The following is an 11,740-nucleotide window of genomic DNA, read 5'->3' on the forward strand; positions in this document are numbered from 1 at the left end:
ATGGAATATTAATGTCCGAGAAAAAAGTGTGCTGAAAAAGGTTGACAATCCAACAGTATCTTTTTAAAGGGGTTATTCAATGTATCAAATCTGTGGGTAGGAGTTAGACTTTTAGGACTTCTTCTTACGGGAATGGTTTATTTTGAGCTTGGACCTGAATGGATATGGTCAGGAGATACTGGAGGACTTATCCTTTATGATTTAATCTTAACATTGTTTACAATGTTTTTATTTGCAGGATTTTTATTACCATTTTTAACAGATTTTGGACTCTTAGAATATGTAGGAGCGCTATTTACACCAGTTATGAGACCCTTATTTGGGTTACCTGGTAGATCTTCAATAGATTGTATAGCTTCTTGGGTAGGGGATGGAACTATAGGAGTTGCACTTACAAATAGACAATACGAAGAAGGCTACTATACAGGAAAAGAATCAGCAGTTATATCAACTACATTTTCAGCAGTATCTATTACATTTTGTTTGGTGGTACTTGGACAAGTAGGATTAACTAAATACTTTGCCCCATATTATTTAACTATAATAGCTTCAGGTTTTGCAGCAGCTATAATAATGCCAAAGCTCCCACCTCTTTCTAAAAAGAAAGAGACTTACTATAAGGGAGTAAAAAAGGATATTGGAGAAAATGTACCTAAGGGCTATACAAACTCTCAGTGGGGTGTACATTTAGCTATAAAAAAGGCAGAAAAAAGCGGGAATATTAAAGCTTTTATGAAAAACGGAAGTAAAACTGTATTAGATATGTGGATTGGAGTTCTACCAGCTATAATGGCATTTGGAACTATAGCACTTATAATAGCTGAAACTACACCTATATTTGAATGGCTGGGAATGCCATTTATTCCTCTATTAAAATTATTTAGAGTTCCATATGCAGTCGAAGCATCTCAAACAATTATGGTTGGATTTGCAGATATGTTTCTTCCATCTGTTATAGGTGCAAGTATTCCAAGTGAAATGACTAGATTTATTGTAGCTACTCTTTCAGTAACTCAGCTTGTATACCTATCAGAAGCTGGAGCTGTTATACTTGGATCAAAGATTGATATTTCTCCAGTTGATTTATTCCTTATATTTATACAAAGAACACTTATAACGCTACCGATTATAATACTTGCAGCATATTTAATATTTTAAGGGGATGTAAAAGAATGATTAAATATAAAGATGTAGAAAAAGCGAAAGAAAGAATAAAGGATTATATTTATCATACTCCTTTAGAAAAATCAATGAATTTAAGTTATGAAGATACAAATATATATTTAAAACTGGAAAATCAACAAAAGATGAGATGTGCAAAAATAAGAGGAGCTCTTAGTAAAATGACAAGCTTGACTATGGAAGAAAAAGAAAAAGGCGTGGCGGCTATTTCCTCCGGGAACCATGGGGCAGCTGTAAGTTATGCATCTAATCTTCTTGGTATAAAAAATGTTACTATATATGTTCCAAAAACTACTCCAAAGAGTAAAGTTGAAAAAATAGAATACTATGGTGCTGAGGTAGTAAAACTTGGTAAAAACTATGATGAAGCTCATGAATTGGGGTTAAAGGAAATTGAAGAAGAAAGTAAAACTTTTATAGACCCTTGTTCAGATAAAGTGGTTTTAGCAGGACAAGGAACTATAGCTATGGAAATATTAGAAGAAAATCCACATATAGATACAATAATAGTGCCTATAGGTGGAGGCGGTATAATAACTGGAATAAGTGTAGCTGCTAAGGCTATAAAAAAAGATATAGAAATAATAGGACTTCAAACTGCAGCTTGTCCTGCAATGGTGGCAGCTCTAAGAGATGAAGTATTTTATGAAGTGTATGAAAGTGAAGATTCTATATGTGATGCCTTAGTTGGGGGAGTAGGTCATATTCCATATAAAATGGCGGCAAGTCAAATAGATGACATAATAGAAGTTGAAGAAGAAGATATAAAGGATGCTGTTAAACATCTCATATTAGAAGAAAAGATAATAGCAGAACCAGCAGGGGCTATAGGAGTGGGAGCTATAAAGAAAAACCCTAAAAGATTTAAAGGTAAAAATGTAGCTGTAGTCCTCACTGGTGGAAATATTGATAAAGAATTAATGCTGGATTTAATAAATATAGATTAAATTTTATTTAAATTATAAAAAATAGACAAAATGAAATGCCAGTTAATAAAATTATTCATAATTTTATTAACTGGTATTTTTATTATTTACCTAAAAGCCATTTTATATTGTGGTGGAAAATCTACTTCAATTCCCTTTTCATAGGCCATACGAATAGGAGTATAAGGATCTCTTAGTAGCTGCCTTCCAAGAGCTACAAGATCTGCTCTATCATTTGAAAGGATTTCCTCTACCTGGTTGAAGTTTTCTATAAGTCCAACAGCTATTGTTGGCATATTACATCTTTTTTTAACTGTTTCTGCAAACTTTACTTGATAACCAGGATATACATCTATATGAGTATCAACAAGTCCTCCTGTACTTATATGTGCTAGATCAAAATAGTCTTTTACTTCATTTATTATATCTACTATCTCTTCTTTATCTATTCCACCTTTTTCATAATCGCTAGCAGAAAATCTTACAAATATAGGTTTATCTTCAGGCCATGTTCCTTTTACAGCTAGGAGTATTTCTCTTAAAAACCTAGTTCTATTTCCAAGGCTTCCTCCATACTCATCAATTCTACGGTTTGTTATGGGAGATAAGAATTCATGAATTAAATATCCATGTGCTGCATGTATTTCTATCACATCAAAACCTGCTTCATGAGCTCTTCTTGCAGATTCTTTGAAACTATTTACTAATATATCTATTTCAGAACTTGTTAATTCATGTGGCTTTTTATAAGGATCACTATGTTTTATTGGAGAAGGGGCTACTATATATTCATCTCCACTATCACCTTTTCTACCAGCATGTGCAAGTTGTATTCCTATTTTAGTTCCGTATGGGTGTACATTTTCTACAATTGATTTTAGACCATCAATATGTTTATCGTCCCAGATACCTAAATCTTTATTTGATATTCTACCATTTGGAATTATTGCTGTGGCTTCTAATATTATCAGAGATGTACCTCCTATAGCTCGCGAAGCATAGTGGGTACGATGAAAATCTTTTACAAATCCATCTTTATCTGAAGAATAGGTGCACATAGGGGGCATAACTATTCTATTTTTAAGTTTTAAATCTTTTATATTATATCTTTCGAAAGTCTTCAATCTAAATCTCCTCCTTCTCAAATTATACCCAAAATTTAGAAAAATAATAAACTGTTTATTTTATTTCTAAAAAAGCTTTACAAAATATTTAATTCATGTTAAAATTATATACACGAGTAGTATACAAAAAACTGTAAATTAAACATATGCTTAATTCTTTTGAGAAGCGGGGGAACCACTTTTTTTGGGGTGAATCCGATTTGGATGGGCTATTAACCCTTTAGTCCTAACCCGACAGCTAACCTCGTATGCTAAGCAAAAGGGGAGTTAAAATGCGTTAAAGCAGACTATGGTACCCCATGGTTATTTTTTTACCCCAATTTTCTATTTACAGAAAGTTTAGTAAATATTTTTTAGGGAGGATGATTATATTGAAAAGAAAAATTAAATATTGTGTCATTGGAGCAGGAAATGGTGGGATTGCTATGGCTGGATATCTAGCTATGATGGGTTATACTGTCAATTTATATAATAGAACATATGAAAAACTTTTGCCACTATTAAAAGATATGACGATAAATCTTACGGGAGAAGTAATGGGTTCTGGTAAGCTAAATAAGATCACATCAGATATAGAAGAAGCTATACGAGATATAGATGTAATTATGGTTACGATACCTGCAATGGGACACTCACAAATAGCAAGAAAAATGGCGCCTTACTTAAAAGATGGACAAATTATAATATTAAACCCTGGCAGAACAGGAGGAGCCTTAGAAGTTTATGAAACACTTCTTAGAGAAAGAAAGAGAAACAATGTAATAGTAGCAGAAGCTCAAACATTTATTTACGCAGTAAGATCAGAAGTCTCAACTCAAGCACATATTTTCAAAGCGAAACATGAAGTTTCCTTAGCAGCAATACCTGCGACTAAAACAGATTATGTACTACAACTTATAAATAAAGTCTATCCTCAATTCATACCAGCAAAAGACATATTAGAAACCAGTATAAACAACTATGGAGCGATATTTCATCCAGGTCCAACACTATTAAATAGTGGACATATAGAAAGAGCTATACCTTTTGACTATTATACTGAAGGGATAACACCTTCTGTCGCAAATGTATTAGAAAGAATGGATAGTGAAAGAATGGAAATTGGAAAAATGCTTCAAATAGATACTATATCTGCAGTTACTTGGCTATATGAAAGTTATGGAGGACGTGGTAGAAACCTTTATGAAGCAATTCAAAATACAGGAGCTTACAAAGGTCTTCCGGCACCTGGTACTATAAAAACTAGATATATCCATGAGGATGTTCCATATAGTCTTGTACCTATAGAATCAATAGGGAATCTACTTGGAATAAAAACTCCTGCTATAACATCTGTAATAAATTTAGCAGAATGTATGACTGGAAAAGACTTTAGAAAAATTGGAAGAACGGCTGATAAGCTAGGTCTTGAAGGACTTTCTATAACAGAGATGCATCTACTTGCAAGAAAAGGTAGAATATCTAAAAATAGAACTTTCGTAGAAGAAGTAGTTTAGGTATATATTTTTTAAAAAAGGGGCAATATACTTTTAAGCCCCCTTATTTTAATTTAAATAAGAAAACATAAAAAGCCAGCAGGGATTTCGAAATCCTTGCTGGCTTTTTATGTTTTAAAATAAACGAAGGTTTATTTTAACTTTAAGGGGGTAAAGTGTATATAATAAGGATAAAGTGAAATTATACTTTTAAATAGAAATTTAAATTAAAAGGAGGAAAAGCTATGCCATTTGTAATAGGATTAATTATACTAATAGTATTGTTAGCCTTTTGGGTTGTATCCATATATAACTCACTAGTAACATTAAGAGAAAGAGTAGACAATGCTAAAGCTCAAATAGCAACTCAGATTGAGTCAAGATGGGATGCTATAAAAAGTCTTATAAGCGCAACTAAACAATATTCTGCTCATGAGGCAGAAGTTTTAGAAAATGTGGCTGAAAGCAGAGCATCTATAGGAAGAGGAAGTTCTGTTAAAGAAATGGAAAATGATCAAAATAAACTTGAATCTGTAGTTGGTAGACTTATTGCAGTATCAGAAGCATATCCAGACTTAAAGGCTAGCTCAGTTTATAAAGATACTATGGCTAGTATAAATAAATTTGAAGACAATGTAAGAAATTCTAGGATGATATATAACGATGTAGTTACAAGATATAATAGAAAGTTAAAAGTATTTCCTTCAAGCATAATAGCAGGGATGTTTAACTTTGCTTCAAGAGAATACTTTGAAGGGACAGAAACAAAACAAGATATGCCAAGCTGGGATTAGGAGGTGTCTTTTATGACAAAAAGAAGAATATCCGTTATAATCCTTGTATTGTTTTTGTTTTTAAATATATTTACTATTAAAGATGTATATGCAGATGATTTTGAACTTGAAAATATAGTTATAGATGTATTTATAAATGAAGATGGTAGTGCAAATATAAAAGAGCGAAGACAGATGGAGATAAATGAAGGTACAGAAGTCTTTATAGTGATGGGTAATTTAGGTGAATCTACTATAAAGGATTTTACAGTAAAAGAAGATGGTATAGTTTATGACTATGTAGATAATTGGGATATAGATGCATCAAGAGAAGAAAAAACATTTAAAAATGGAATAATTGATAGAGGGGATAGATATGAATTAAGCTGGGGAATAGGAGAATACGGGAGTCATGAATATATTTTAGAATATACTCTAACAGACTTTATAAAAGAACTAAAGGATAGTCAAATATTATTTTGGAGATTTATAAATGATAAGACAAATGTACCCCCTCAAAATGTTACGATTACTATAGAAAGTGAAAGACAGTTTGCTCAAGGAACAGAGAGAATATATGCATTTGGTTACGATGGAGATATTCAATTTGTTGATGGCAAGGTTGTAGCTAAAAGTAGTGAACCATTGGATAACTCCCAATACGTAACTGTACTGATGGGACTACCTGAGGGTAGTTTTGCTAGTAATGACTATGTAGACAAGACATTTGAAGAGATACAGGATGAAGCTTTTATAGGAAGTGACTATGGAGTAGATGATAGTAGTGGTTCTAGTGGAACATCTAACAGTAACTCGGGATTTAATTTTTTTGGATTAGTTTTTGGAAGATTATTTCCAATTTTAGTTACTGGTATTTTAGCACTTAATCTATTTAGAAATAAGAACAATATTAAAGGAACAAAGAAATTTAAAAGAAAGTATAAAGAAGAATATTATAGGGACTATCCTTATGAAGGGGATATAATTGATGTATATTATATACTTCAAAAGATAGGAGTAGGTAACTTTGAAAATCTTCTTACAAGCTTTATATTAAAATGGATAAATGAAGAAAGGATAATGACAGAAACAGAAGAAGTAGGATTTTTTAGGAAAAAAGAACAAACCAATATTAGGTTTTTAAATAAAGATATAGATACAAATACAAGAGAAGGCTCTTTATTTAAAATGATGTTAGATGCAGCAGGGCCAAATGAAATACTTGAGGAAAAGGAATTTACAAAATGGGCAGCTAAAAATAGATCTAAAATAGAAAAATGGGAGAAAAATATAAAAAACTTATCTGCTCAAAAACTTCAAGAGTTAAATTATCTTGAAATGGTAGAAAAAAAGGTACTTTTCTTTAAGAGTCATACAGTACAATTAACTGGAAAAGGTGAAGAGTTAGAAAAAAATATCTACAAATATGTAAACTATTTACATGACTTTTCCCTTTTAAATGAACATGAAGCTATAAATGTGACCATATGGGACAATATAATGATATGGGCAGCAGCACTTGGGATTACAGAAGTAGTAAGTAAACAATTCGAAAAATTGTACCCAAGATATCAAGCTGAAACTGTATATAGAGGAAACTCAATATATCTAGCCCACGCACTAACAAGAAATGTAGCAAGAGCAGCAGCTCCACCCGCATCCACCACTAGAAGCGGTGGAGGCGGAGGCTTTTCAAGTGGTGGAGGTGGTGGTGGCTCCTTCGGAGGCGGAAGCGGAGGAGGAGTTAGATAAGTTTATAAAAGAGGTGAAAGCATCAATTGATGCTTTCACCTTTTTTTATATTTTTCGAACTATATATATCTTTAAATATTTATCTTTAAAAACTACTTTTCCTTCATCTATAAAAGTACCAAGTAGTTCTATTTCTGGGTATCCGTGATCTCCACCTATTAATGGCCAATAGTATTCTTCAAACTCTGGCTGTCTTGTATCATTTAAAGCATCCTCAAGAGATTGTAATTTATCTATTGGAGCTGACTTACAAGGACCTTCTATATTTATTACACCTTGAGAATCATTAATATTAAAATCTATCTTTAAATCATTCATGTCTAAGCTAAAACAAAAATTCATAAGTTCATCTAATACTTTTACTAATTTATCTCTTTCATTTTTCATTTTAAATTATCCTCTCCTAAAAGATTCTATAGTAGGTACCAAAAATGCTGCTACTAGTCCACCAGCAAACCCATTATTGTAAAGATTCATTCCACCATGCAAATATCCGATATTCATAACTACTGAAAGATGGAGTATACCAGCTATTATACCATATTTCCATCCAAATTTACCAGGTATTGGAGCAAGACATGTTCCAAACAGAGCTGCTAAGATAACATTTGTAGAATTTGGTTCCCAAGTATTGAATATTGTTGCTATATAAACTCCTATAACTATAAAAAATACATTTTTAGGATGTTTTCCAAATGCTCCAAAACCGACCACTGTAAATATACCCCCTATTACAGGTCCGTTTAAATCACCATTAATCAATAAAACATATAAAAGGGATAGTAGGCCTAGAAGTCCCATATTTATAAGTGATAGTCCAAATCCACTTAAATTGACAAAATCAGCCACAAGTCTACCGGTATAAGTTAGGAGATGTTTATAGCCTTTAAAACTTTTGTCATTTAAAAAGAATCCTAAAATTATCATACTAATAAAAAGACATATAAAATAGAATCCTAATGCCTTATTATTTCCAGCCGATAGTATATTTTGAGTTTCATTTTCCAATCCAAAGGATCTAAATATTGACATAAATAAAGATCCTATAATTCCTATTGTAAAACCAACATTATAAAGACTAAAACCTTGATGAAAACTTATAAAATGATTTGCAAGTGGAGGAAGTAAAAATCCACATATAACTCCTATAGCATTACTTATAAGTATAGAAAAAACAGGATCGAAACCAAATCCAAAAGAAATTTGGCTTATTATAGGTGCAAGTCCAGTACCAAAAAATGCAACTATAATAAATTTATTAAAGCTATCATCTTGAGTTAAGGAATAAACGTAGACTCCAAGAAAAAGCCCCCAGATATTATAAATATTTTTCCCAAAGAAAGCAAATCCAGCAATGATAAATGTGCTTGCAATTATAGGTCCGCTTATACTAACTTTATTTAACTTAGAGATAAATAAAGCTATAAGTAGTAAAAGTCCGCTATTTAAAAATGCAGCTCCCAAATTACCAACAGATATATAGTCTGTTAATAAAATGCTTGGTGAGACTACTATTTTTTTCATAGCCTCAAATATTTCACTGGGAGTATTAAATAAAAAGGCTGAAAAAAAGATAATACTTGCATACATAAAGAGAACTTTATATTTTGTATCCTCTTTTACTACTACTATGTCTCTACTTACCACGATATCACTCCATTTCTATGGGAATATTAATAATTATATTTATAAAGTTATTTCTTTTATCCATAATTGTAGATCTTCAATAATTTTTATGATCTCTTCTTTTTTTGTCAAAGGATTGTTTGAACAAAATCTAAGAACTATTTTTTCTTTTAATTTAGTTGTTAAAAATGCTGAATAATTTTCATCAATAGCTCTTTGGGAAAGTGATAGATTTATCTTATCTAATTGTTTTTTACTATATTTTTCATCAAAAAATCTAAAATTTACTGCTCCAAGCTGAGCTTTAGAAATTATTTCAAGATTTTCATATTTTGAAACTTCTTCTTCAATCCATTTTGCGATTACAAAACCTTGATCTATAGCTTCTCTCATAACATCTAATCCAACTGTTTGAAGTGTAAACCATAGTCTTATACCTCGAGCGGGTTTAGTCATCTCTATGCCCATGTCCCAGTCGTTAAAGTCTTGTTCTGTAGACTCAACATCCTTTAAGTATTCTGGAGAAACATTAAATGAATTTAATAACTTTTTCTTGTCACGACATATAATAGCTGCGCAGCCATAAGTTTGAAATAACCATTTGTGACCATCCCAAGAGACAGAGTCAGATAGTTCTATTCCTTGTAAAAGTTCTTTGTGACTAGATAAGAGTGCAGAAGCTCCATAAGCACCATCTATATGATACCAAAGCTTATATTTATTTGATATATGAGCTAGCTCTTCCAAAGGATCAATAGTCCCCGTATTGGTAGTACCGCAACTAGCTACAAGTAAAAAAGGTTTGTATCCATTTTCTATATCCAATTGTATAGCACTTTTAAGCTTTTTAAGATCTATTTTAAAGCTGTCATCACTTGGAATAGTTCTTATATTTTTATTTGGCAGACCCATAATATGAACTGCTTTTGCTACAGAGCTATGTGTTTGGTCAGAAACATAAATAGTGCCTTTTGTAAACTCTCCTGATTGAAGTTTATCATCCCTTGCAATAATAGCTGCAGTTAAATTTGCCATTGAACCACCTGATACAAATTGTCCACCCAGTTTTTTCTCATCATATCCTATTAAAGAACCTAAGAATCTCAAAGTTTCTTTTTCTAAGGCTACAGTTCCTTCACTAAGATTATATCCAGCTGTATATGGATTATGAAGAGAGTTTAAAAAGTCTCCAAAAACTGAATATGGACTATATGCCCCTGGAATAAAACAAAAATATCTAGGATGGTTTACCTTTATTCTATATGGAAATACATCTTCTATAAGTTCCTTTGCTACAACACTTGGGTCCCTTCCCTTATTTTTAAAATCTATATCATTTAATTCCTTTTTTTCTTCATTAGATAAATACTCTACAACATCTTCTTCTCTTATATTGGTCTGAGCATTAACTAACTTTGGTACAAATTCATTGAATAAAGAGATTAAATTCTCCCATTCATATAATTTCTCATATGAGTTATTCTTCATAAAATCACTTCTTTCTTTAAAATAAATTTGAATCATTATATAAATTTAAAACTTATTTATTGTTACTAAATTTTATACCCTTATTATTTACTATCTTTACAATAAAAAAACTTTAGAAGTAATTTTTATAAAAATTACTTCTAAAGCTTTTTTTTATAATGTTTTTTTCATCTCTATATGGGGAATAGCTTTATAATCGAAAGGTTCACTTATAGCTTTATATCCAAGTTTATTATAAAAGCTTCGAGCATATACTCTACCAGTTAAGAAAGCTTTAGTATATCCTTTCTTTCTAGCTATATCTTCAATAAACTTCATAATGTATATTCCAAGACCAATCCCTCTAAATTCTTCTAGGATGGCAAGTGTTTTTATTTGTGCTGTATCTTTATTTTTTTCCTTTAAAAAGACTGTACCAATTAATTGATCTTCTATGTAGACACCATACATATACATATCTTTATCCTCTTCTAAGTTATCATCTTTTATATCAAGCCCATAAGGCTTACGAAAAACTTCATTTCTAAGGGTGAGTGTATCAAAATATTCTTTAGATCCATATTCAATAGTTAATATTTCAATCTCCATATTTTTCAGCTCCTTTGAGAAAACAATATATGATAAAGGAAAGCTTGTCAATAGGGATTGATAAATTTTAGATAATTAGATAAAGGATTTTAATATATAAGAATTAATAATACATTGAAAATAAGGGTTTATCTGATAAAATAGAAATATAAAGATAAAGATTTAATAGAAAACTCTTTAGTAAGAACAAGTATTTTAATGGAAGAAGAACATATATATTTAATAATATCAAAAAGTTTAAGTTTCTATATAATTTATGGCTAATAGAATAAATATATACATGAGGTGAATAGATGTTAACACAAGCAGAGCAAAGAAAAGCAGCAAAAGAATTTGCAAAGAGATGGGAAGGAGTTGGCTATGAAAAGGGTGATAGTGCCAGATTTTGGTTATCATTATTAAATGAAGTATATGGCATTGACCGGCCTGCAGAATTCATACGATTTGAAGATAGAGTGAAAATGGATCATACCAGTTATATTGATGGATATATTCCATCAACACATGTATTGATTGAACAAAAGAGTATGGACAAAGATTTGACAAAACCCATACGTCAATCAGATGGAACTTTGTTGTCTCCATTTCAGCAAGCAAAAAGATATTCAGCTGAACTCCCATATTCAGAAAGACCTAGGTGGATAGTAGCCTGCAATTTTAAAGAATTTTTCATATATGATATGGAAAAACCAAGTGGAGAACCGGAGATAGTTTTGTTAAGTGAATTAGAAAATGACTATTATAGGATGTTCTTTCTGGTAGATGAAGGCGATGAAAATATTCAAAAGGAAATGGAAGTATCCTTA

General features: G+C 31.2%; 11 protein-coding genes and 1 riboswitch. Of the genes, 6 read left to right on the plus strand and 5 right to left on the minus strand.

All coding sequences use genetic code 11. The annotated features are described in order from the left end of the window. Window positions 1–132: 132 nt before the first annotated feature. Window positions 133–1,158, plus strand: a complete 1,026-nt coding sequence (locus ACTHW2_RS04135; protein WP_442262482.1) for a YjiH family protein — start codon at window positions 133–135, stop codon at window positions 1,156–1,158. 14 nt (window positions 1,159–1,172) lie between these two features. Further along, complete coding sequence (locus tag ACTHW2_RS04140) at window positions 1,173–2,129, plus strand: threonine ammonia-lyase (RefSeq protein WP_442262484.1); 957 nt, start codon at window positions 1,173–1,175, stop codon at window positions 2,127–2,129. An 86-nt stretch (window positions 2,130–2,215) separates the two neighbouring features. On the opposite strand, the gene namA is transcribed toward ACTHW2_RS04140, so the two are convergent. Then, window positions 2,216–3,232, minus strand: coding sequence for an NADPH dehydrogenase NamA (gene namA / locus ACTHW2_RS04145; protein WP_442262486.1), 1,017 nt, complete (start codon window positions 3,230–3,232; stop codon window positions 2,216–2,218). 137 nt (window positions 3,233–3,369) lie between these two features. Then, window positions 3,370–3,500: riboswitch (cyclic di-AMP (ydaO/yuaA leader) on the plus strand. A gap of 103 nt (window positions 3,501–3,603) precedes the next feature. On the opposite strand from namA, the gene ACTHW2_RS04150 reads away from it, so the two are divergent. The 3 genes from ACTHW2_RS04150 to ACTHW2_RS04160 all read left to right on the plus strand — a co-directional run bounded on the left by ACTHW2_RS04150 (window position 3,604) and on the right by ACTHW2_RS04160 (window position 7,232). Next, window positions 3,604–4,728, plus strand: a complete 1,125-nt coding sequence (locus ACTHW2_RS04150) for an NAD/NADP octopine/nopaline dehydrogenase family protein (protein WP_442262488.1) — start codon at window positions 3,604–3,606, stop codon at window positions 4,726–4,728. A gap of 224 nt (window positions 4,729–4,952) precedes the next feature. Beyond that, window positions 4,953–5,501 (plus strand): LemA family protein, encoded by a 549-nt coding sequence (locus ACTHW2_RS04155; RefSeq protein WP_442262490.1) that lies wholly within the window; start codon window positions 4,953–4,955, stop codon window positions 5,499–5,501. A gap of 12 nt (window positions 5,502–5,513) precedes the next feature. Next, entirely contained in the window at window positions 5,514–7,232 is a 1,719-nt protein-coding gene (locus ACTHW2_RS04160) for a DUF2207 family protein (RefSeq protein WP_442262492.1), read from the plus strand. 45 nt (window positions 7,233–7,277) lie between these two features. Here the strand turns inward: ACTHW2_RS04160 and ACTHW2_RS04165 are convergent, their stop codons facing one another. The 4 genes from ACTHW2_RS04165 to ACTHW2_RS04180 form a co-directional block, all read right to left on the minus strand. Then, window positions 7,278–7,619, minus strand: coding sequence for a hypothetical protein (locus ACTHW2_RS04165; protein ID WP_442262493.1), 342 nt, complete (start codon window positions 7,617–7,619; stop codon window positions 7,278–7,280). Window positions 7,620–7,625: 6 nt separating this feature from the next. Continuing rightward, the gene (locus tag ACTHW2_RS04170; RefSeq protein WP_442262495.1) at window positions 7,626–8,879 is read right to left on the minus strand and encodes a DUF1576 domain-containing protein; all 1,254 of its coding nucleotides are present in this window, start codon (window positions 8,877–8,879) and stop codon (window positions 7,626–7,628) included. 39 nt (window positions 8,880–8,918) lie between these two features. Further along, window positions 8,919–10,346, minus strand: coding sequence for a pyridoxal phosphate-dependent decarboxylase family protein (locus tag ACTHW2_RS04175; protein WP_442262497.1), 1,428 nt, complete (start codon window positions 10,344–10,346; stop codon window positions 8,919–8,921). A 153-nt stretch (window positions 10,347–10,499) separates the two neighbouring features. Next, window positions 10,500–10,934 carry a GNAT family N-acetyltransferase gene (locus tag ACTHW2_RS04180; protein WP_442262499.1) on the minus strand — a complete coding sequence of 145 codons (435 nt, stop codon included), beginning with the start codon at window positions 10,932–10,934 and terminating at the stop codon, window positions 10,500–10,502. Between the two features lie 293 nt (window positions 10,935–11,227). Between ACTHW2_RS04180 and ACTHW2_RS04185 the strand changes: the two genes are divergently transcribed. Beyond that, window positions 11,228–11,740, plus strand: a 513-nt coding sequence (locus ACTHW2_RS04185; protein ID WP_442262501.1) for a type IIL restriction-modification enzyme MmeI, incomplete at its 3' end; no start/stop codon positions are given.

It is taken from the genome of Tissierella sp. (assembly GCF_052089545.1).
Classification (GTDB): domain Bacteria; phylum Bacillota; class Clostridia; order Tissierellales; family Tissierellaceae; genus Tissierella_A.